Here is a 20936-nt window from a genome sequence, read left to right as displayed (position 1 = left end):
GCGGGCCCCGTAACGCGGTCAGCTCAGCGACTGCCCTGCGGGGCCCGCATCACGTGCGAGCGCACGCTCGGATCGGACCAGTTCGAGCAGGCGCCCCAACCAGTTCCGGCCCTCGTCGCCATGGACCACCCAGAACGGCGCGTCGAAGCCGGTGTGAAGCAGACGCGAGGCCCCCGTGCCGGCCAGGACCGCGGCCAGATCGGGATGCTGGGCGAACTTCGCGCGCAACAGGTCGGTCATCACCGCCAGACGCATCACCTCCCAGCCCTCGCGCAGCCGCCGGCCCTGCACCGCCCGCTTGGTCCCGAACGGAGCCTCGGCCGCGAGCACCCGCGCCCGCACGTCCTCATCGAGCACCGCTTTGCACCAGTAAGCGTGATCGACGCTGGGATAGGTGCGCCCGTCCACGACGACCTGGGCAGGAAACTCGTTCCGCAGGCAGAACAGTCCGAGTTCCTGCGAGTACCCCTCAGGGAAGGTCACCTGCGGAATGTAGATGCTGGTGCCTGTCCCCTCCGGTTCCGGAACCCTACGCTTGCCCGTCAATACCTTTGAGGCCTCACGGTCGGCGAAGTACTGCAAAGCCCAGGCGTGCCGGTCTTCGGTCACCACCACCCCGTCGACCGTCCGGTGACCCGGCCCGGCAACCAGGAACTGCACCGGCAGGTCCTTGCTTTCCATGTCACCGAGCATGTATCGGCGCAGGTGCTCGGGAACTGCGGCGTAGGCCGCCCGCAGTCGGTCCCGCTGGGCCTCGCTCGGCTCCCCGGCAAACCTGAGAGCCGCCTCGACGCAGCGAGCCGAGGAGTCGGGACGCCCGTTCAGGCGCTCGACCTCGTCCCTGACCTCACCGAGCAGCATGTCTGCGGTCACCCAGGTCTCGACGTCCGAGAAGGTCCACGAGGCAAGGTGATGCGCCGACGCCCGGGCACCGTCCGGGATCTCGGTCGCTACCCGCCCACTGGCCAGCTTCAGCTCGAACTCCGCCAGGGTCAGCAGCTCCCAGCAGTCCACCACTGCGTCGGCGTAGATCACCAGATCGGTCAGGTAGTGATCGTCGCCGTTACGGATGAAGGCGGGCCGCCATGTCCCCTCGACCCGCTCGCCGTCTACCGTTCGCCAGGTCCGCCGGTGTCGACTCATGATCTTGAGTATGGCCCTGTGGCCCCCACCGGCCGTTCCTAGTCGGTACTTGCACTGCCGGGCCGGATCATTCGGCCGAGAGGCGATCGAGGCGGGCCACCCGGCGCACCCCGGCCGTGAGCCGGTAGGAATCCTCCAGCAGTTCGGCCACCTCGTCCCAGTCCGTTCGCTCGTCCAGGTCCAGGCCGATCCAGCCGGCCGGACCGAGATAGGCCGGCACGAAACATCTCTCGTCCTGCTCCAGGGCCGTGCGGGAATCCGGTTCGCACAGCACCATCACCGACTGGTCGTGCGCCAGCCACTCCCCCGCCTGACGTACCGAGCCGCCGTAGTAGGCAAAGACTTTCGTGGTGTAGAACGCCGGGCGCCCGTGCGAGACCTTCTCCGCCGCGTCCGGGAACCGCAGGGCCAGTTCACGCACCCGCAGCAGGAACGGGTCCGCGTCGTCGAACATCTTCGGATGGGCCACGGCCGTGCCTCAGCCGGCGAGAGTGAGGCAGAAGGGGTGCCCGGCCGGGTCGAGGAACACCCGGAACGTGGGCTGGTCGCCGGGTACGCGAGTGGCGCCGGCCTTCAGCGCGTGCGCCTCTGCGGCGTCCAGATCGTCGACCTTGATGTCGAGGTGGGCCTGCTGCGGGTGCTCCGGGTCGGGCCACTGCGGGGCGGTGTAGTCGCTGATCTGCTGGAACATGACCACGAAGCTCTTGTCGGGGGTGAGCATGGCGCCCTCCGGCCCCTCGTAGGCCACCTTGATCCCGAGCAGCTCGGCGTAGAAGGCCGCCAGCCCGGCCGCGTCGGGGGCGTCGATGGTGGCCGCGTACAGCCCGGCCACCTCGCCCACGCCCTCCCTCAGGCACAGGTCGAAGGGGTGCCCGGCCGGGTCGGCCATGGTGATCCAGCTGGAGCCCGCCCCCAGCCGGGTGGCTCCGAGCTGCTCGGCCTTCTGCGCGGCCGCTTCCGGATCGCTGACCAGCAGGTCGAGGTGGAACTGCTGCGGGTGCTCCTGCCCGGGCCACTGCGCCGGCACGTGGTCGGGGGCCGCCTGGAACGCGACCTCGAACCCTTCCTTCGTGCGCACGGTGATCCAGTGGCTCTCGGCGTGGGCGATCGTCCAGCCGGTGAGCGAGGTGTAGAAACCGGCGAGGCCCTCGATGTCGGCCGCATCGAGAGCGACCGCCTCGACGCGCGCATTGATGGAGTTCTCCGTCATGCCGCCAACCCTATGCTCGCGCGGCGACGCCCGAGGGGAACCAGCCGGTACTGGTTCAGCGAAAGTCTTTACGGACGATCGTGGCCGCCTCGGCGAGCCTCTCACCGATGGCGGCCACGTCGACCGTGCCTCCGGTCAGGTAGACGACGGCGATGGCGGCGGGCTGCTGACCAGGCACATCGAGCGGGACGGCGATGGAGGAGAGCCCGGGGGTGACCTCGTCGTGGCTGGTCTCGTAGGGCAGCGCGTGAGGTAGAGCGCCGCGGTCGCGACTGACCACCCGCTGCACGGCCCGGCCGGGGGCACCGCGGTCGAGGGCGTGACGGGTGCCCGGACGCTGGGCCACGGTGGCCACTGCGGCGCGTGGTTCCACGCTGATCAGGGTCACGATCTCCTGCCCGTCGAGGATGGTCAGGAACGCCGTCATGCCGCACTCGTTGGCGATGGCGGTGAGCTCGGGCAGCACCGCCGTCTGCAGGTCACGCGAGACGTTGCGGGCCAGGGTGGCCAGGCCGGCGCCGAGCACCAGATCACCGGCCGCGTCGCGGGCCACCAGCCCGTGGTGCTCCAGCGTGCGCACGATCCGGTAGGTGATCGAGCGGTGCAGGCCCAGGCGGGTGGCCAGTTCCCCGATGGACAGGGCCTCGTCGGCGGCCGCCAGCACCTCCAGCGCGGCGATTCCCCGCGACAACGTCTGCAGGGGCCCTTCCGCCCGACCGTCCGCCACCAAAACTCCTCCGACCCCTTGCGCGGGCATTCCTGGAAACATACCGTTCCCATCAGCAGGTCGATAATCGGTCTGCTCGTTCGATTATAGAACATGCCAACGGCGGCAGGGGGTCGGAATGCAGTTCCACGACAACGGCTACGTGTCCGGTGATCCCCGCCGGGAACCGGCCGCCGGCCCGGAGCGCCCGGAACGGCTTCCCGACCAGGTCGACGTGCTGATCGTGGGAGCCGGCCCGGCCGGGATGACCGCCTTCGCGCAGCTGGCGCAGTTCCCCTACGTGGTCACCCGGCTGATCGAGCGCCGTCCCGGCCGGCTCGAGATCGGTCAGGCCGACGGTCTGCAGGCCCGCAGCGTGGAGTCGTTCCAGGCCTTCGGGTTCGCGAACCGGCTGATCGAGGAGGCCTACCGGATCTACTCGATGGCCTTCTGGCGCCCCGATCCGGCGCGGCCCGCCGAGATCGTGCGCACCAAGCTGGTTCCCGACGACCCCTCCGGCATCAGCGAGTTCCCCCACCTGATCCTCAACCAGGCCCGGGTGCTGGACTACTTCGCCGAGTTCGCCCACAACTCGCCCGCCCGCGCCGTCCCGGACTACGGGGTCGAGTTCCTCGGGCTCGAGGTCACCGACGACGCCGTCCTGGTGCAGGTCCGGGAGGAGGGCGTCACCCGCACCGTCCGCGCCAAGTACGTGCTGGGCTGTGACGGCGCCCGCAGCCAGGTGCGCGAGGCAATCGGCCGCAAGCTCGTGGGACAGGCCGCCATGCACGCCTGGGGCGTGATGGACGTGCTGGCCCGCACCGACTTCCCCGACTACCGAACCAAGTGCGTGATCCAGTCCCACGACGGCGGCAACATCCTGCTCATCCCCCGCGAGGGCGGCTACCTGACGCGCTTCTACGTGGACCTCGGCGAGGTGGCCGAGGACGACGACGGCCAGGTGCGCACCACCCCGCTGGAGTCCGTCGTGGCGCGGGCCAACAAGATCCTGCACCCGTACACCATCGAGGTGCAGGACGTGCCCTGGTGGAGCGTGTACGAGGTCGGGCACCGGCTCACCGACCGCTTCGACGACGTCGCCCACGACCCGAAGGTCTTCATCACCGGCGACGCCTGCCACACCCACAGCGCCAAGGCCGGTCAGGGCATGAACGTCTCGATCCAGGACGGCTGGAACATCGCCTGGAAGCTCGGGCACGTGCTGGAGGGCCGGGCGCACGAGTCACTGCTGCAGACCTATTCGGCCGAGCGGCAGGTGGTGGCGCAGAACCTGATCGCCTTCGACAAGGAGTGGTCCACGCTGATGGCCACCCCCGCCGAGCAGATGCCCGACCCCAGTCTGCTGGAGACCTTCTACGTGCAGACCTTCGAGTTCCCAGCCGGTTTCATGACGCAGTACGAGCCCTCCGTGCTCACCGCCGAGAACACCTACCAGGACCTGGCTCTCGGCTACCCGATCGGCAAACGGTTCAAGTCCGCGATCGTGCACCGGGTCAGCGACACCACCCCGATCCACCTGGGCCACCATGCCCGGGCCGACGGCCGCTGGCGCATCTACGTATTTGCGGACGAGTCGCGGCCCGGCAGCGGGGCAGCTCACCAGTTCGCGGGCTGGCTCGCGGACGACCCGGCCTCACCGGTGCGGGCCCATACTCCGCAGCACCTCGACCTGGACGCCTGGTTCGACGTGAAAATTGTTTACCAGCAGCAGTTCGGCGAGATCGACCTGCGCCGGGTGCCGGCCGTGTTCAAACCGGACCGCGGGCGGTTCCGGATCACCGACTGGGAGAAGGTGCACGCCACCGGCGAGGAGCACGACATCTTCACCGAACGCCGGATCAGCCGGGACGGGGCGCTCGTGGTGGTGCGCCCCGACCAGTACGTGGCCAACGTGCTGCCGCTGACCGCCCACGACGAACTCTCCGCCTTCTTCGCCGGCATCTTCGCCTGATCTGCAAGGAGTTTCCGTGCTCGACCCTCAGCACATCGAGGCCATCGCCGACGAGCTGTTACAGGCCGATCGTGACCACACGACCGTGCCGCTGCTCACCGCCCGGCACCCCGGCATGACGATCGAGGACGCCTACGCGGTGCAGTCGCTGTGGGCCCGGCGCCGGGCCGCTCAGGGGCACCGCGTGGTCGGGCACAAGATCGGCCTGACCTCGAAGGTGATGCAGGCCGCGACCGGGATCACCGAGCCCGACTACGGCGTGATCTTCGACGACCAGGTGTACGAGAACGGCGCGGTGGTGCCGTTCGACCACTTCTCCAACGTGCGCGTCGAGGTCGAGCTGGCCTTCGTGCTGGGCCGGCCCCTGACCGGGCCGGACGTCACCCTGTTCGACGTCCTGGACGCGACGCGGTACGTGGTGCCGGCCCTCGAGATCCTGAACTCGCACATCGAGATGGACAACCGCACCATCGTCGACACGATCAGCGACAACGCCGCCCTGGGCGCGATCGTGCTGGGCGGGCGCCCGGTGCCGGTCGACGCGGTGGACCTGCGCTGGGTGGGAGCTCTGCTCTACCGCAACCAGACGATCGAGGAGACCGGCCTCGCCGCAGCGGTTCTGAACCATCCGGCGACCGGTGTGGCCTGGCTGGCCGACAAGCTCGCCCAGCACGGCGGCGCACTGGAGGCCGGCGAGATCGTCCTGGCCGGTTCGTTCACCCGCCCGATGTGGGTGCACCGGGGCGACACCGTGCACGCCGACTACGCAACCCTGGGAGCGATCACGTGCCGTTTCGAGTAGAGCCCGACCCCACGTTCGCCGACCGGCTGGAACAGGCCGGGCGGCCCCTGGTGGGCATGTGGGTGTGCAGCGGCAGCCCGCTGGTGGCGGAGATCTGCGCGGGCAGCGGCCTGGACTGGCTGCTGATCGACGCGGAACACAGCCCGAACGGCCTGGAGTCGATCCTGGCCCAGCTGCACGCCGTCGGTCCGAAACCGACGCTGGTCCGTGCCCCTTCGGACGACCCGGTGCTGATCAAGCAGTACCTCGACCTCGGGGTGCAGAACCTGCTGGTGCCGATGGTGGACACTCCGGCCCAGGCGGCCGGACTGGCCCGGGCCGTGGCCTACCCGCCGGACGGCATCCGTGGCGTCGGCGGGGCCCTGGCCCGGGGTTCGCGGTGGAACCGGTTCGAGGAATACCTTTCCCGGGCTCGCGACACCATCTCCTTGTTCGTGCAGATCGAGAGTGCCGAGGCGGTGGCGAACGTCGAGCAGATCGCGGCCACCCCCGGTGTGGACGGCATCTTCGTCGGCCCGTCCGACCTGGCCGCATCGCTCGGGCTGCTGGGCCGGCAGAACCACCCCGACGTGATCGAGGCGGTCGAGACCTGCATCGCGGCCGCCGGGCGACTGGGCGTGAAGGTCGGCCTCAACGCCTTCGACCCCGAACTGGCCCACCGCTATCTCGCGGCCGGCGCGGACTTCATCCTGGTCGGCGCCGACGTCCAACTGCTCGCGAAGGGCAGCGACGCCCTGGCCGCCACCTACCTTCAGGAGACCCCGTGACGGCCCTCCAGCGTCCCGGCAAGATCATCGCGGTGCATCTGAACTACCCGTCGAGGGTGGCTCAGCGGGGCCGCAGGCCGCGCGTTCCCTCGTACTTCCTCAAGCCCTCCTCGTCCGTGGCGGCTTCCGGCGGTGAGATCGAACGCCCGCACGGGACCGAGCTTCTGGCCTACGAGGGTGAAGTCGCCTTGGTCATCGGACGCACCGCCCGCCGCGTGAGCCCGGAAGAGGGCTGGGCAGCGGTCGAGGCGGTCACCGCCGCCAACGACTGGGGCCTCTACGATCTGCGCGCTGCCGACAAGGGCTCGAACCTGCGCAACAAGGGCGGCGACGGGTTCACGCCACTCGGCCCTGCACTGATCCCGGCGGCCGGGCTCGATCCGGCGAACCTGCGGGTGCGCACCTGGGTCAACGGCGAGCTCACCCAGGACGACACCACCTCGGACCTGCTGTTCCCGTTCGGGGTGCTGATCGCCGACCTGTCCCAGCTGATCACCCTCGAACCCGGAGACGTGGTGCTCACCGGTACGCCGGCCGGCTCGTCGGTCGCGGTTCCCGGCGACACGGTCGAGGTGGAGGTGGGCGTCCCGGGCGGGGTTTCGACGGGACGTCTGGTCACCCGGGTGGTGCAGGGAACGGCGCCCTTTGCGGACTTCGGGGCCCGACCACAGGTGGACGATCGGCAGCGCGCCGAGGCGTGGGGGTCACCGGAGGCAGCCGGGCTACCGCCGGTTCTCACCGACGAGCTGCGCGGGCTGCTGAACGAGGTCGCGGTCGCGACCCTCAGTTCCGAACTGCGCAAGCGCGGCTACCCGCATGCCAGCATCGACGGCGTTCACCCGTTGACGCCGGGCACCCGGATGATCGGCACTGCTCGTACGCTGCGATTCGTGGCCCACCGGCCGGATCTGTTCGCCGGCCACGGCGGCGGGTACAACGCCCAGAAGCGGGCTTTCGACTCGCTGAAGAGCGGCGAGGTGCTGCTGATCGAGGCCCGTGGTGATGCCACCGCCGGCACCGTCGGCGATGTCCTGGCCCTGCGCGCGCACACCCTGGGCGCGGCCGGTGTGGTCACCGACGGCGCCGTGCGGGACAGCGCTGCCGTCGCCGCCATCGGCCTGCCGGTGTTCAGCCAGGGCGCCCACCCGTCGGTGCTCGGACGCCGGCACGTGCCCTGGGAGGTCGACGCCACCATCACCTGTGGCGGCGCCGCCGTCGTGCCGGGTGACGTGGTGGTGGGCGACGACGACGGCGTGGTGGTGATCCCGGCCGCACTGCTCGACGAGGTCGTCCGGGCTGCGGCCGAGCAAGAGGCCCAGGACGCCTGGGTGGCGGCCCAGGTCGCGGCCGGCCACCGGGTCGACGGGCTCTTCCCACCCAATGCCGAGTGGCTCGAGCGGTACCGCACCGAGAAGCAAGGTGGGCTCTGAGTCCCGCCGACCCCCCTCGTCCATTGTTTGTAAGGAGTGAAATGCCCCAGCCCACCCCGGACCACCTGCCCGACCGGATCCAGCACTTCATCGACGGCGCCTTCGTGGACAGCGTCGACGGCGCGACCTTCGACGTGCTCAACCCGACCACCAACGAGGTCTACATCCAGGCCGCCTCGGGCCAGCAGGCCGACATCGACCTGGCCGCCGCCGCCGCCCGCCGGGCCTTCACCGAAGGGCCGTGGCCGAAGCTACTGCCGCGCGCCCGTTCCCGCGTGCTGCACCGGATCGCCGACCTGATCGAGGAACAGGACGAGCGCCTGGCCGAACTGGAGACCTGGGACACCGGCCTGCCGATCACCCAGGCCCTGGGTCAGGCCCGCCGGGCGGCCGAGAACTTCCGGTTCTTCGCCGACCTGATCGTGGCCCAGCGCGACGACACCTACAAGGTGCCCGGGCGGCAGGTGAACTACGTCAACCGTAAGCCCAAGGGTGTGGCCGGCCTGATCACGCCGTGGAACACCCCGTTCATGCTGGAGTCGTGGAAGCTGGCCCCGGCCCTGGCCACCGGCAACACCGTGGTGCTCAAACCGGCCGAGTTCACGCCCCTGTCGGCCTCGTTGTGGGCCGGGATCTTCCGCGCGGCGGGTGTTCCGGACGGCGTCTTCAACCTGGTCAACGGTCTGGGCGAGACGGCCGGCGACGCGCTGGTCAAGCACCCCGACGTGCCGCTGATCTCGTTCACCGGCGAAAGCCGCACCGGGCAGGTCATCTTCGCCAACGCGGCGCCGTATCTCAAGGGTCTGTCGATGGAACTGGGAGGCAAGTCCCCCGCCGTCGTCTTCGCCGATGCCGACCTCGAGGCGGCTCTCGACGCAACGGTGTTCGGCGTGTTCTCGCTCAACGGCGAGCGCTGCACCGCGGGCAGCCGGGTGCTGGTCGAGCGGTCGGTGTACGAGGAGTTCGTGGGTGCCTACGCCGAGCGCGCCAGGAACGTGGTGGTCGGTGACCCGTCGGACCCGGCCACCGAGGTCGGCGCGCTGGTGCACCCGGAGCACTACGAGAAGGTGCTCGGCTACGTCGAGATCGGCAAGGGCGAGGCGCGCCTGGTGGCCGGCGGCGAGCGGCCCGCAGGCCTGGAGGACGGGAACTACGTTCAGCCGACCGTTTTCGCCGACGTGAAGCCGGAGGCGCGGATCTTCCAGGAGGAGATCTTCGGGCCGGTGGTGGCGATCACCCCGTTCGACAGCGACGAGGAGGCCCTGGAGCTGGCCAACGGCGTGAAGTACGGCCTGGCCGCCTACATCTGGACCAACGACCTCAGGCGCGCCCACACCTTTGCCCAGAACGTCGAGGCCGGCATGGTCTGGCTGAACTCGAACAACGTGCGGGACCTGCGCACCCCGTTCGGCGGGGTCAAGGCCTCGGGCCTGGGCCACGAGGGCGGCTACCGATCGATCGACTTCTACACCGACCAGCAGGCCGTGCACATCTCCCTGACCGACGCCCATTCCCCCCGCTTCGGCACGTCAAAGTGAGAACATCCATGAGCGAACGTATCCCGACCCCGAAGAGCCCACCGCCGGACATCGTGCGCTGCGCCTACCTCGAACTGGTCGTGACCGACCTGGCCCGGTCCCGCGAGTTCTACGTCGACCTGCTCGGCCTGGTGGTCACCGAGGAGTCCGACGAGGCGATCTACCTGCGCACGTTCGACGAGTTCATCCATCACAACCTGGTGCTGCGGCAGGGCCCGGTCGCCGCCGTGGCCGCGTTCGCCTACCGGGTGCGCTCCCCCGAGGAGCTCGACCGGGCCGTGGACTTCTACACCGAGCTCGGCTGCCGGGTCGAACGCCGCAAGGACGGCTTCGTGCGGGGCGTGGGCGATGCGGTGCGCGTGCACGACCCGATCGGCTTCCCGATCGAGTACTTCTACGAGGTCGAGCACGTGGAACGCCTGGCCTGGGCCTACCACCTGCACAACCCGGGCGCGCTGGTCCGGCTCGACCACTTCAACCAGGTGACCCCCGACGTCCCCCGGGCCGCCGCCCACCTGGTCGACCTGGGATTCCGGGTGACCGAGGACATCGAGGACGGCGAGGGCACGGTGTACGCGGCCTGGATGCGCCGCAAGCCCACGGTGCACGACACCGCGATGACCGGGGGCGACGGCCCGCGGATGCACCACGTCGCGTTCGCCACCCATGAGAAGCACAACATCCTGGCCATCTGCGACAAGATGGGGGCGCTGCGGATCTCCGACCGGATCGAGCGCGGCCCGGGCCGGCACGGTGTGTCCAACGCGTTCTACCTGTACATCCTCGACCCCGACGGGCACCGGGTGGAGGTCTACACCCAGGACTACTGGACCGGTGACCCGGACAACCCGCTGGTGACGTGGGACGTGCACGACAACCAGCGGCGCGACTGGTGGGGCAACCCGGTGGTCCCCAGCTGGTACACCGAGGCCTCGCCGGTGCTGGACCTGGACGGTGAGCCGGTGCCGCTGCAGGCTCGCACCGACTCCAGCGAGATGGCCGTGACGATCGGCGCCGACGGGTTCTCGTACACCCGTGAGGGCGATGTGGAAAAGGGCTTCAAGCTCGGCAACCAGCTCTGACAGCTCCGACTTTCTTGGAGGACGACGATGTCCGGAAGCACGACCGAGACCGACCTGCTCGACCGGGTGACCGCCGAGGGCGGGCGGGAGATCTTCGAGCCCGCCACCGGGCAACTGCTCGGCCGGGCCCCGCAGCACAGCCCCGAAGACCTGCAGCGGGCCGTGGCCGCGGCCCGGCAGGCCCAGCCGGCCTGGGAGAAACTGGGCCACGCCGAGCGCAGCGCCCGCCTGCTGCGGATGGCCGAGCGGATCGAGGCCGTGGCCGAGCCCCTGGCCCGGCTGCTGGCCCGGGAACAGGGCAAGCCGCTGAACGGGCCGAACGCCCGGTTCGAGGTGGGCGCCTGCTCGGCCTGGCTGCGGGCCACCGCCGCCACCGTCCTGGAGGACCAGGTGGTGGTGGAGGACGAGCAGCAGGTCTCGACGCTGACCTACCGCCCGGTGGGCCTGGTGGCCGCGGTGGGCCCCTGGAACTGGCCGCTGATGATCGCGATCTGGCAGATCGCCCCCGCCCTGCGGATGGGCAACGTGGTGGTGGCCAAGCCGTCCGAGTTCACCCCGCTGAGCGTGCTGGCGCTGGTCTCGATCCTGAACGAGGAACTGCCCGAGGGGGTGCTCACCGCCCTGTCCGGCGACCGCGAACTGGGCGCCGCGCTGGTCGCCCACCCGGACGTCCGCAAGATCATGTTCACCGGCTCGACCGCCACCGGCCGGAAGATCGTCGAGGCCTCGGGCGCCAACCTGGCCCGCCTCACCCTGGAGCTCGGCGGCAACGACGCCGGGATCGTCCTGCCCGACGCCGACCCCGAGGCGATCGCCGGCGACCTGTTCTGGGGCGCCTTCATCAACACCGGGCAGACCTGCGCGGCCCTGAAGCGCCTGTACGTGCACGAGTCGATCCACGACCGGGTGGTCGAGGCACTGGCCGCGGTGGCCGCCCAGATGCCGCTCGGGCCCTCGCTCAGCGAGGAGAGCGTGCTGGGGCCGGTGCAGAACTCGATGCAGTTCGACATCGTGGCCGGGCTGGTCCAGGACGCCCGCGAGCGCGGCGCCACCATCGTCACCGGCGGCGCCCCGGCCACCGAGCTGGGCCCGCTGTTCTACCCGATCACCCTGGTCACCGGGCTGGGCGACGGCGCCCCGCTGGTCGATCAGGAACAGTTCGGCCCGGCCCTGCCGATCATCCGCTACACCGAGGTGGAGGACGCGATCGCCAGCGCCAACCGCCTCGACGTGGGCCTGGGCGCCTCGGTCTGGAGCAGCGACCCGCAGCGGGCGCAGGCGGTGGCCGACCAGCTCGAGGCCGGCACGGTCTGGATCAACGGGCACGGCGGGGTGCACCCGATGGCCCCGTTCGGCGGGGTCAAGTCGTCCGGGTACGGGCTCGAGTTCGGCGTCGAGGGCCTGAAGGCGGTGGCCGTGCCCAAGGTGGTGAGTGTGCCGAAGACGGTCATCCAGCCGACGGCCTGAGCCGCAACCGGGCCAGGAAGTCCTCGAGCTGGGCGAGCTGGCGTTCCGGGGTCGCGTACCCGGGCGCCAGCACGGCCTCGATCTGCAGGCCCAGCAGGAACGAGGCGAGGGCGTCGACCGTGGCGGCCCCGGCCGCGCCGGCGACCACCTCGCCCTCGGCCTCGGCCTCGTCCAGCCGCGCCGTCATCTCGGCCCGCCAGCGCTGCTGGATCTCGGCGTGCAGGGCGGCCTTCTCGGGGGAGTTCAGGGCCTGCTGCCAGAAGTTGATCACCAGCCGGGCCTCGGCCCGGCGCTCCTCGTCCAGCGGCATGATCTCCAGGCACAGCGTGCGCAGCCCGCCCAGGCCGTGCCGGTGTGCGTCGGCCCGGTCGGCCCGGCGGTTGGTGGCGTCCACCACGTACTCGAAGGCGGCGGTGAGGGCCGCCTCCTTGCTGGGGAAGTAGTAACGCAGAGCGCCGTTCGAGGTGCCGGAGACCTCGGCGATGCGGCGGGTGGTGACCGCCTGGATGCCCTCCTCGGCGATCAGCCGCCAGACCAGCTCGACGATCTGCCGGCGGCGCTCGTCGTGGTCAACGATCTTCGGCACTACGCCGGGCCCTTCTCTTGCCTGACACCTCCGTTCCACCCTAGGCCAGCGACCCCGGGTCCGGACCGCTGGGCTACCGATCCGGGATTTACCTCGACGTAACAGCCCAGGGTCTTTATTTTGTACATCTGTTGATTTTACTTGCTCCGTAGCCCACCCCCTCCCCCGGTAGTGGTTCGCTCGCAAAGGAAATCCCCGTGACAGACCTCGCTCCACGACATCCCCTCGCCCCCGTTACGGAGGTCGAGATCCAGGCCGTCCGGGCCGCTCTCGACCACCACGAACTGCTCAGTGAAGAAACCCGTTTCGTCTACGTCGGCCTCGAAGAACCGGCCAAGGCGCAGGTCCTGGCCTGGAACGCGGACGAGAGCGCCACCCGCCGTTTCCGCGCGCTCCTCCTCGACGTGCGAACCCAGGTCTCCCGCGACGTCCTGGTCGATCTCCCCTCCGGTACCGTGGTTTCCGAGGTCACCCTCGACCCGGCGACCACCGGCCACCTGCCCGTCCTGGACGAGGAGTTCGAGCTCGTCGAGCAGCTCCTGAGCAAGGACGAACGCTGGCTGGCCGCGATCGAGGCCCGCGGCCTGGACATCGAGAAGGTCCGGGTGGCGCCGCTCTCGGCCGGGGTCTACGCCGACGAGTACCCCGACGAGGCCGGTCGCCGCGTGCTGCGCGGGCTGGCCTTCTACCAGGAGCACCCGGCCGACTCCGCCTGGGCCCACCCGATCGACAACCTGCTCGCCTACGTGGACACCATGAACCACGTGGTCGACCAGGTGATCGACTACGGCGCCGTCGCCCTGCCGGCCGAGTCCGGCAACTACGACGACCCGGCAGTGAGCGGGCCGCCGCGCACCACCCAGAAACCGCTGCACATCACCCAGCCCGAGGGTTCCAGCCTCAGCATCGACGAGGACAACCTGCTCACCTGGGAGAAGTGGTCCCTGCGGGTCGGTTTCGACGCTCGTGAAGGGCTGGTCCTGCACCAGATCGGGTTCGACGAGGGCCAGGGCCCGCGCTCGATCATCCACCGGGCCTCGATCAGCGAGATGGTGGTGCCCTACGCCGACCCGGCCCCGGTGCGCTCCTGGCAGAACTACTTCGACACCGGCGAGTACCTGGTCGGCCGCTACGCCAACGCCCTGGAACTGGGGTGCGACTGCCTCGGCGAGATCACCTATCTGGACGCGGTGATCGCCGACGACCAGGGCCGGCCCAAGACCCTGCCCAACGCGATCTGCATCCACGAGGAGGACTTCGGCATCCTCTGGAAGCACACCGACCTGTGGTCCGGCTCGCGCCACACCCGCCGCCAGCGCCGGCTCGTGGTCTCTTTCTTCACCACCATCGGCAACTACGACTACGGCTTCTACTGGTACCTCTACCTCGACGGCACCATCGAGTTCGAGGCCAAGGCCACCGGAATCGTCTTCACCAGCGCCCACCCGGGCGGCGACTACCCCTACGCCAGCGAGATCGCCCCCGGCCTGGGCGCCCCCTTCCACCAGCACCTGTTCAGCGCCCGTCTGGACATGGCGGTGGACGGTGTGGGCAACCGGGTCGAGGAGATCGACGCGGTGCGCGTGCCCAAGGGCCCGGAGAACCCGCGCGGCAACGCCTTCCGCACCCAGGCCACCGTTCTGGCCCGCGAGTCCCAGGCCCGCCGCGACGCCGACCCGGGAAAGAACCGGGTGTGGCACGTCAGCAACCCCGAAAAACTCAACCGGCTGGGGCGTCCCGTCGCCTACGCGCTCATCCCCGAGGGCCTGCCCACCCTGCTGGCCGACCCCGAGTCGTCGGTGGCCGCCCGCGCCGCCTTCGCCACCCAGCACCTCTGGGTGACCCAGTACGACCCCGCCGAACGGTACGCCGCCGGGGACTTCGTGAACCAGCACCCCGGCCAGGCCGGCCTGCCCACCTACACCGCCCAGGACCGCGAACTCGACAACCAGGACCTGGTGCTCTGGCACACCTTCGGCCTGACCCACACCCCGCGTCCGGAGGACTGGCCGATCATGCCGGTCGACTACACCGGATTCACGCTGAAACCGGTCGGCTTCTTCGACCGCAACCCGACCCTCGACGTCCCCGCATCTTCCGCCGGCCACTGTGGCCCAGCGTCCTCTGGTGGTTGCCATGACTGAACTGACCGAAAAGAAGCTGACCGGCACCCTCGGCCCCGGCGCGATCGTCTTCATGGTCGTGGCCGCGGCCGCACCCCTGACGGTCGTGGCCGGCAGTGTGCCGCTGGGCATGGCCCTGGGCAACGGCGCCGGCTACCCCGCCATGTACACCGCCGCGGCCGTCATCCTCGCGCTCTTCGCAGTCGGTTTCGTGGCCATGGCCCGCCACGTGCCCAACGCCGGCGCCTTCTACTCCTACGTCGAGCAGGGCCTGGGACGAGGGGCCGGACTCGGCGCCGCGTTCCTGGCCCTGGTCACCTACACGGCCGTGCAGGGCGCGGTCTACGGCTACCTCGGCTTCGCCGTCAACGAACTGCTCGTCTCCTACGGCGTCCCCTCCCTGCCCTGGTGGCTGTGGACCCTGGTCGCGATCGCGATCACCGGCCTGCTCGGCTACCGCCACATCGACCTCTCCGGAAAGGTTCTCGGCGTCCTGCTGATCGCCGAGATCGCCATCGTGCTCCTGCTCGACCTCGCCGTGGTGGCCAAGGGCGGCAGCGACACCGAAGGCTTCTCCACCGGGGTGTTCCAGCCCGACACCCTGACCTCCGGAGCCCCCGGCATCGGCCTGATGTTCGCGATCGCCGGGTTCATCGGCTTCGAGGCCACCGCCGTTTTCCGCGACGAGGCCCGCGACCCCGACCGCACCATCCCGCGCGCCACCTACGCGGCGCTGGCCGTGATCGGCACCTTCTACTCGGTGTCGGCCTGGGCCGTGATCAGCGGCTGGGGCGAGAACGCAGCCGTGGCCGAGGCCAACGCCAACCCCGGCACCATGGTCGCCACCACCACCGAGAACTACCTGGGCTCGGCCGCCGGCGACGTGGTGCAGGTGCTGCTGGTCTCCAGCCTGTTCGCCTGCGTGCTCTCCTTCCACAACGTGCTCTCGCGTTACCTTTTCGCCCTCGGCAACGCCGCCGTGCTGCCCTCGCGGCTGGGCAGCAGCCATGCCCGCCACCACTCACCGCACATCAGCTCGATCGCCCAGACCGTCACGGCCGCCCTGCTCCTGCTGCTCCTGGCCGGGGCCGGCCTGGACCCGGTGGCCGAGGTCTTCGCCTGGCTCTCCGGCGCCGCGACCCTGGGCATCCTGATGCTGATGTTCCTGACCAGCGTGGCCGTGCTGCTGTGGTTCCGCCGGTCCCGGGCCGACACCCGCGTCTGGCAGACCCGCATCGCCCCCGGCCTGGGCCTGCTCGGCCTGGCCGTCTGCCTGGTGATCACCGTGCAGAACATGCCGCTGCTGGTCGGCGGTTCCACCACCCTGGCCGTGGTGATCGACGCGGTGCTGGTGCTGTCGGTGGTGGCCGGACTCGTCCTGGCCGCCCTTCGGCCCACGGCCAGCACCACCCTGCTCGGGAAGCTTGAGTGAACCATCGCACCGTCGCGGCCCTGGCCGCAGCGGGTGGGGCGGCACATCTGCTGATGCTGCTGCCCCACCCGGGGTTCTCCCCTCACTCCGTGCTCTTCACCGCCATGTCGCTGGCCTGCCTCACCTGCGCCGCGCACCTGTGGCGCAGCAACGAAGGACTGGGCCTGGCCGCCCTCATGGCCGCCGCGATGATCGTGCTGCACCTGGGCCACCTCTTCGCCGTGACCGCCCCTTTCGAGGCCACAGTCACCCATCACACGGTGATCCCGGTCGGCGGGCACACACACGGCGACTCGCTCGCCGTCCTGGTCCCGCTGATCCCGGAGTTCGCCGTGCTGGCCCTCACCGGGCCGCTGTTGCGGCGGCGTACGGAACTCAACTGAGAAAGACCGCCAACTGCTCGTCGGTCCTGATGTTCTGCACCGCTGAAACGAAACCAGCCGCGTTCTCGAGGTGGTGACGGGCCCCGTCCCGCTGGGCCAGCCCCTGCAGCAGCGAGGTGGCCAGGTCGGTCTCCCGGGCCGGATACCCGTAGGGCTCGGTGGTCACGGCGGTCAATTCATCACCGTTCTCCAGCACGACGTGCAGCATCTCCGGCTCGCGGGGGCTCCACAGCGCTACTGCCGCCAGCAGCAGACCCACACCCCAGGAGATGAGCCACGGGAACTTGATGCCTGGCTCAGCCACCAGTACCTGCAGTCCGCGCACCTCGTCCCAGCTGTAGTGCCGCTCCGCGGATCCGTGAGCCCAGGAAACGAGTCCGGCTGGAGATATTTCGATACCCGGCCCCTCCGGCGCCGGTGGGGCGCCGAGCCAGACCTTGTCCTCCTTGGCCGCGAACAGCCCCGCCTTCATCGTGACCCCACCGTGTCTCGTTCGTCTGTGGGGGCGGTGTCGGCGGCGCGGGCGATGAAGGCGGCGACGCAGGTGCACAGCAGCGGGACCACCAGGGCCGTGCGCAGGCCGTAGTGCTCGCCGAGGAAGCCCAGGAGCGGCGGGCCGACGAGGAAGGCGACGTAGCCGAGGGTTGCCACCAGGGAGACGCGGGCGGCGGAGTTCGGCCCGGAGTCGCCGGCCGCGGACAGGGCCACGGGGAAGCCGAGGGAGGCACCGAGGCCCCACAGCACCACGCCCACGGCAGCCAGCACCTGGCTGTCGGGGAACGACACCAAAGACAGGCCCACTGCGGCGAAGATCGCGCTGACGGTGAGCACGCGGCCGCGACCGTAGCGGGTGATGAAACCCCCGCCGACGAACCGGCCGATGGTCATGGCGGCGGCGAACGTAGCGAAGATGGCCGAGCCCAGCGCCTCGTCGAAACCGTGGCCGTCGACCATGAGCAGCGGCAGCCAGTCGTTGGCCGTCCCCTCGGCCAACGCCATGGCCAGGACGATGCCGCCGATGAGCAGCAGCCTGCTGTCTTTCCACACGGCCGGGGAACCGACCGACGTGTCCCCGCCACCGACGTCCGTTGTTGGAACCCCACGCACCGCCTTACCGGTACCCGCCGGGATCAACCGGATCGCCCAGACGAAAAGCCCCAGGGCCAGCGCCCCCGCGATGCACAGGTGCCAGACCACGGGGAAGTCCAGCGCCGTGGCCGCGATGCCGAACAGCGCACCGACGAACGTGCCCAGGCTGAAGCAACCGTGCAGCACTGGAAGGAACGGCTTACCCGTTTCCTGTTCCACGTCGGCGCCTTCGATGTTCATGGCTACCTCGCCGCCACCGACCCCGGCGCCGAACAGGAACAGCCCCGCTGTCACCACCGGGGGCTGATCGATCGCGGCCCCCAGGGCGATGGTGGGCAGACTGGCCACGATGCCGATGGTGCCCACCGCGATCACCGGGCGCGCACCGAGCCTGAGCACCAGGGCGCCGGAGGACAGGATGCCGACCATCGAGCCCACCGACAGGCCGAAGAGCACCAGGCCCATCTCCTGGGTGGAGGCGCCCAGCGCGTCGCGGATGGCCGGGGTGCGGGTCACCCAGGAGGCGATACCGATCCCGGGGAGGAAGAACAGGGCGAACAGTGCCCAGCGGCGCTGGGCGATCGTCTTTGACACAACTCTCCAGAACCGCTCACGGACGTCTGCCGCAGCGGTGTGTACGTAAGTCCACACTTGTCTGTACTAAGGTACACACTTCAGGACGGCAGTTGAAGGCTCGGTTTCCGGCGGACGGTGAGGCATGGGTGGAGCCAGACGGGTACCGAACGACCCTGAGCGCAGGGCTCGGATCATCGCCGCGGCGCTCCAGGTCATCGTCGAGCAGGGCGTGCACAGGACGACGCACCGCCGGATAGCGGCCGCCGCGGACGTGCCCCTGGGCTCGCTCACCTACTACTTCGACGATCTGACGGCCATCCTCGAGGAGGCCTTCAACCACCTGTACGTGACCTGGGCCGCGAACGTCCGGCGCGACCTGCAGGCGGCCGGCACCCGGGAGCAGGCCACCGAGGTCCTGATCAACCTGATCTGCGGGGTCGGGCACGCCTCACCGGCCGACGTCACCGCCCTGATCGAGATGTACTCCTTCGGCAACTACAACGAGGCCGTGAGGAAACTGCTCCGTGACTGGCTCTTCGTCACCCGGGAGAGCCTCTCCCAGCACTTCTCCCCCTCAACGGCGCTGGCCCTCGACGTCCTGCTCGAGGGCTGGCCGCTCCAACGCGTCTTCGAGGGCCGGACACCCGACCGGAGCCTGGTCGAGCGCACCGTGAAGGCCGTGATCGCAGCCCACGAACCGGCCGAGAGCGAGCGACCGCGCCCCTGAAAGGTCTTTCACACCCGAGGGTCGATGTGCATCTTCGGCCCCGACGTATCATTCGGCCGCCACCCGCCCAGCACGTCGCCGGCCCGATCCAGCCCCACCGTGGCCGCCACCAGCGGGCGCGGATCCACCGAGCCGTCGGCATAGGCCGCGACCGCGCCGGCCAGTCCCGCCGAAGCGCCGAGGATCCCCACCGCCGTCACGTCCCGCAGCACCAGATCGCGGGTGTCGATCGTGCTGGGCACCCCGGCCAGACCGATGTAGACCACCCGGCGGCCCGGCTCGACCAGATCCAGCGCCAGGGCCGGCAGCGCCGCCGCGTTGGTCGCGTCGATCACGCCGTCCCACTCCAGTTCGGGCAACGAGTCCCTGGTCCAGGCCTGCTCGAGACCCGGCGCTTCGTACTGCCCGAGCAGGTGCACGTCGATACCCTGGGCCCGGGCGAGAAGAGCAGCCAGCAGACCGATCGCCCCGGTGCCGAGAACCAGCAGACGCTCGCCCGCCTGCACCTGCGCCGCGTTCACCGCCCGCCAGGCGTTGCCACCCGGTTCCACCATGGCCCCGGCCGTGGCGTCGACCTCGTCCGGCAGTTCGAGCAGCGCGTTGACCGGAACCACCAACTGCTCCGCCAGGGCGCCGTGAAAGGGCCCCTGGATGCCGATCTCGGCCCGCTCGGCGCAGACGTGGTGCCGCCCGGCCCGGCAGCGGCGACAGTGCCCGCAGCCGAGCATGGTGTCACCGGTGACCCGGCGCCCGATCCAGCTCCCCGGCACACCTGCGCCGACCGAGGCCACCCGGCCGCACCACTCGTGGCCCAGCCGCACCGGGTAACGGGCGACACCGGTGTGCAGGTAGGCCATCTCGCCGGTGAAGAACTCCACGTCGGTGCCGCAGACCCCGACCCGCTCCACGTCCACGACCACCTGTCCCGGCGCCGCGACCGGCGCCGGGACCTCCTGCACTTCCGCCTGGCCCGGTCCGGTGAGAACCAGAGCCCGCATTACCGGGGGCCGAGCACGTTCTGCCGCTGCGAACCCAGCCCCTGGATGCCCAGTTCCATCACATCGCCCGGCTGCAGCCAGATCTGCGGGTCGTGGCCCATCCCGACGCCGGGCGGGGTGCCGGTGTTGATCAGGTCGCCGGGCTCCAGAACCATGAACTGGCTGAGGTGGTGCACGATGAAGTACGGGTCGAAGACCATCGTGGCGGTGCTGCCGGTCTGCCGCCGCACCCCGTTCAGGTCCAGCCACAGGTCCAGGTCGTTCACGTCGGCGATCTCGTCGGGGGTGACCAGCCAGGGCCCGGCCGGGTTGAACGTCTCGGCCGACTTGCCCTTGCTCCACTGCCCACCGCGCTCCATCTGGAACGCCCGCTCGCTCACGTCGTTCACCACCACGTACCCGGCGATCACGTTCTTGGCGTCCTCGACGCTGTCCAGGTAGGAGGTGCGGGCCCCGATCACGATGCCCAGCTCCACCTCCCAGTCGGTCTTGGCCGAGCCGCGGGGGATGCGCACGTCGTCGTTCGGGCCGACCAGGGTGTTGGGCGACTTGGTGAACAGGATCGGCTCGGCCGGCACGGCCTGGCCGGTCTCGGCCGCGTGGTCGCTGTAGTTCAGCCCGATGCAGAGGATCTGGTGCGGCCGGGCGATCGGGGCGCCGATCCGCTCGTCCGCGAAACCCCGCACGGCACCGGCAGCGATCCGCTCGGCCACCGCGGCGGCGATACCCGCAGCGCCACCGGCCCCGAAGAACTTCTCGTCGAAGTCGGGGACCAGGTCGGAGACGTCCACATAGGTGTCCTCGTCGACGCGGACAACGGGCTTCTCGGCGCCAGGGGCTCCGATCCTCATGAGATACACGGATTCTCCGATGGTTTCGACAAGAAGCAAGAATGTGGACCACGC

The 20936-nt window shown here is 70.0% G+C and carries 20 protein-coding genes; 11 read left to right on the top strand and 9 right to left on the bottom strand.

All coding sequences use genetic code 11. The features are described 5' to 3' along the window. Positions 1-18: 18 nt before the first annotated feature. The 4 genes from LWF15_RS24930 to LWF15_RS24915 form a co-directional block, all read right to left on the bottom strand. The gene (locus tag LWF15_RS24930; protein ID WP_232813351.1) at positions 19-1143 is read right to left on the bottom strand and encodes an NADAR family protein; all 1125 of its coding nucleotides are present in this window, start codon (positions 1141-1143) and stop codon (positions 19-21) included. A 67-nt stretch (positions 1144-1210) separates the two neighbouring features. Continuing rightward, positions 1211-1597 carry an MmcQ/YjbR family DNA-binding protein gene (locus LWF15_RS24925; RefSeq protein WP_232813350.1) on the bottom strand — a complete coding sequence of 129 codons (387 nt, stop codon included), beginning with the start codon at positions 1595-1597 and terminating at the stop codon, positions 1211-1213. A 24-nt stretch (positions 1598-1621) separates the two neighbouring features. After that, the gene (locus LWF15_RS24920) at positions 1622-2353 is read right to left on the bottom strand and encodes a VOC family protein (protein ID WP_232813349.1); all 732 of its coding nucleotides are present in this window, start codon (positions 2351-2353) and stop codon (positions 1622-1624) included. 55 nt (positions 2354-2408) lie between these two features. Then, positions 2409-3083 (bottom strand): IclR family transcriptional regulator, encoded by a 675-nt coding sequence (locus LWF15_RS24915; RefSeq protein WP_408623962.1) that lies wholly within the window; start codon positions 3081-3083, stop codon positions 2409-2411. Between the two features lie 115 nt (positions 3084-3198). On the opposite strand from LWF15_RS24915, the gene LWF15_RS24910 reads away from it, so the two are divergent. The 7 genes from LWF15_RS24910 to LWF15_RS24880 are packed head-to-tail and all read left to right on the top strand — an operon-like array spanning position 3199 to position 12117. Then, a complete protein-coding gene (locus LWF15_RS24910; protein WP_232813347.1) occupies positions 3199-5031 on the top strand; it encodes an FAD-dependent monooxygenase in 1833 nt (610 codons plus the stop codon). Between the two features lie 16 nt (positions 5032-5047). Next, positions 5048-5833, top strand: a complete 786-nt coding sequence (hpaH, locus tag LWF15_RS24905; RefSeq protein WP_232813346.1) for a 2-oxo-hept-4-ene-1,7-dioate hydratase — start codon at positions 5048-5050, stop codon at positions 5831-5833. Beyond that, a complete protein-coding gene (locus tag LWF15_RS24900) occupies positions 5818-6600 on the top strand; it encodes an HpcH/HpaI aldolase family protein (protein WP_232813345.1) in 783 nt (260 codons plus the stop codon). Before hpaH ends, LWF15_RS24900 begins: the two co-directional genes overlap by 16 nt. Then, on the top strand, positions 6597-8030 hold the full coding sequence (locus tag LWF15_RS24895) for a fumarylacetoacetate hydrolase family protein (protein WP_232813344.1): 1434 nt from the start codon (positions 6597-6599) through the stop codon (positions 8028-8030). The genes LWF15_RS24900 and LWF15_RS24895 overlap by 4 nt, the downstream gene beginning before the upstream one ends. A gap of 41 nt (positions 8031-8071) precedes the next feature. Then, positions 8072-9568: a 5-carboxymethyl-2-hydroxymuconate semialdehyde dehydrogenase gene (gene hpaE, locus LWF15_RS24890; RefSeq protein WP_232813343.1), complete on the top strand. Its 1497-nt coding sequence runs from the start codon at positions 8072-8074 to the stop codon at positions 9566-9568. Between the two features lie 8 nt (positions 9569-9576). Continuing rightward, positions 9577-10650: a 3,4-dihydroxyphenylacetate 2,3-dioxygenase gene (gene hpaD, locus LWF15_RS24885; protein ID WP_232813342.1), complete on the top strand. Its 1074-nt coding sequence runs from the start codon at positions 9577-9579 to the stop codon at positions 10648-10650. Between the two features lie 27 nt (positions 10651-10677). Beyond that, on the top strand, positions 10678-12117 hold the full coding sequence (locus LWF15_RS24880; protein WP_232813341.1) for an aldehyde dehydrogenase family protein: 1440 nt from the start codon (positions 10678-10680) through the stop codon (positions 12115-12117). On the opposite strand, the gene LWF15_RS24875 is transcribed toward LWF15_RS24880, so the two are convergent. Continuing rightward, positions 12098-12703: a TetR/AcrR family transcriptional regulator gene (locus LWF15_RS24875; RefSeq protein ID WP_232813340.1), complete on the bottom strand. Its 606-nt coding sequence runs from the start codon at positions 12701-12703 to the stop codon at positions 12098-12100. The two genes, LWF15_RS24880 and LWF15_RS24875, sit on opposite strands and share 20 nt — an antisense overlap. Before the next feature lie 197 nt (positions 12704-12900). On the opposite strand from LWF15_RS24875, the gene LWF15_RS24870 reads away from it, so the two are divergent. Genes LWF15_RS24870 through LWF15_RS24860 form a run of 3 tightly spaced genes read left to right on the top strand, consistent with a single transcriptional unit; the run spans position 12901 to position 16641 of the window. Next, complete coding sequence (locus tag LWF15_RS24870; RefSeq protein WP_232813339.1) at positions 12901-14847, top strand: primary-amine oxidase; 1947 nt, start codon at positions 12901-12903, stop codon at positions 14845-14847. Further along, entirely contained in the window at positions 14840-16258 is a 1419-nt protein-coding gene (locus LWF15_RS24865; RefSeq protein ID WP_232813338.1) for an APC family permease, read from the top strand. Before LWF15_RS24870 ends, LWF15_RS24865 begins: the two co-directional genes overlap by 8 nt. Next, complete coding sequence (locus LWF15_RS24860) at positions 16255-16641, top strand: hypothetical protein (protein ID WP_232813337.1); 387 nt, start codon at positions 16255-16257, stop codon at positions 16639-16641. Before LWF15_RS24865 ends, LWF15_RS24860 begins: the two co-directional genes overlap by 4 nt. On the opposite strand, the gene LWF15_RS24855 is transcribed toward LWF15_RS24860, so the two are convergent. Both LWF15_RS24855 and LWF15_RS24850 read right to left on the bottom strand, forming a co-directional pair. Then, positions 16634-17113, bottom strand: coding sequence for a hypothetical protein (locus LWF15_RS24855; RefSeq protein WP_232813336.1), 480 nt, complete (start codon positions 17111-17113; stop codon positions 16634-16636). The genes LWF15_RS24860 and LWF15_RS24855 overlap by 8 nt on opposite strands. Then, on the bottom strand, positions 17110-18324 hold the full coding sequence (locus LWF15_RS24850; RefSeq protein WP_232813335.1) for an MFS transporter: 1215 nt from the start codon (positions 18322-18324) through the stop codon (positions 17110-17112). Before LWF15_RS24850 ends, LWF15_RS24855 begins: the two co-directional genes overlap by 4 nt. A gap of 124 nt (positions 18325-18448) precedes the next feature. Here LWF15_RS24850 and LWF15_RS24845 point away from each other — a divergent pair, with 124 nt between their 5' ends. After that, positions 18449-19033, top strand: a complete 585-nt coding sequence (locus LWF15_RS24845) for a TetR/AcrR family transcriptional regulator (protein ID WP_232813334.1) — start codon at positions 18449-18451, stop codon at positions 19031-19033. Between the two features lie 8 nt (positions 19034-19041). Here the strand turns inward: LWF15_RS24845 and LWF15_RS24840 are convergent, their stop codons facing one another. Together LWF15_RS24840 and LWF15_RS24835 are read right to left on the bottom strand one after the other, a co-directional pair. After that, the gene (locus LWF15_RS24840; RefSeq protein WP_232813333.1) at positions 19042-20031 is read right to left on the bottom strand and encodes a zinc-dependent alcohol dehydrogenase; all 990 of its coding nucleotides are present in this window, start codon (positions 20029-20031) and stop codon (positions 19042-19044) included. Then, positions 20031-20891: a fumarylacetoacetate hydrolase family protein gene (locus tag LWF15_RS24835; protein ID WP_352396700.1), complete on the bottom strand. Its 861-nt coding sequence runs from the start codon at positions 20889-20891 to the stop codon at positions 20031-20033. Before LWF15_RS24835 ends, LWF15_RS24840 begins: the two co-directional genes overlap by 1 nt. Positions 20892-20936 lie beyond the last annotated feature (45 nt).

Origin of the sequence: Kineosporia rhizophila, assembly GCF_021277265.1 — a bacterium.
Classification (GTDB): domain Bacteria; phylum Actinomycetota; class Actinomycetes; order Actinomycetales; family Kineosporiaceae; genus Kineosporia; species Kineosporia rhizophila.
This window is presented reverse-complemented; position numbering and strand designations above follow the sequence as displayed.

Bases quoted from the DNA above. Each gene is read 5' to 3' on its own strand.
- LWF15_RS24865 (WP_232813338.1), top strand. From the start codon at position 14,840: ATGACTGAACTGACCGAAAAGAAGCTGACCGGCACCCTCGGCCCCGGC.
- hpaD (WP_232813342.1), top strand. From the start codon at position 9,577: ATGAGCGAACGTATCCCGACCCCGAAGAGCCCACCGCCGGACATCGTG.
- hpaE (WP_232813343.1), top strand. From the start codon at position 8,072: ATGCCCCAGCCCACCCCGGACCACCTGCCCGACCGGATCCAGCACTTC.
- LWF15_RS24855 (WP_232813336.1), bottom strand. From the start codon at position 17,113: ATGAAGGCGGGGCTGTTCGCGGCCAAGGAGGACAAGGTCTGGCTCGGC.
- LWF15_RS24910 (WP_232813347.1), top strand. From the start codon at position 3,199: ATGCAGTTCCACGACAACGGCTACGTGTCCGGTGATCCCCGCCGGGAA.
- LWF15_RS24930 (WP_232813351.1), bottom strand. From the start codon at position 1,143: ATGAGTCGACACCGGCGGACCTGGCGAACGGTAGACGGCGAGCGGGTC.
- LWF15_RS24925 (WP_232813350.1), bottom strand. From the start codon at position 1,597: ATGTTCGACGACGCGGACCCGTTCCTGCTGCGGGTGCGTGAACTGGCC.
- LWF15_RS24840 (WP_232813333.1), bottom strand. From the start codon at position 20,031: ATGCGGGCTCTGGTTCTCACCGGACCGGGCCAGGCGGAAGTGCAGGAG.
- LWF15_RS24845 (WP_232813334.1), top strand. From the start codon at position 18,449: ATGGGTGGAGCCAGACGGGTACCGAACGACCCTGAGCGCAGGGCTCGG.
- LWF15_RS24880 (WP_232813341.1), top strand. From the start codon at position 10,678: ATGTCCGGAAGCACGACCGAGACCGACCTGCTCGACCGGGTGACCGCC.
- LWF15_RS24920 (WP_232813349.1), bottom strand. From the start codon at position 2,353: ATGACGGAGAACTCCATCAATGCGCGCGTCGAGGCGGTCGCTCTCGAT.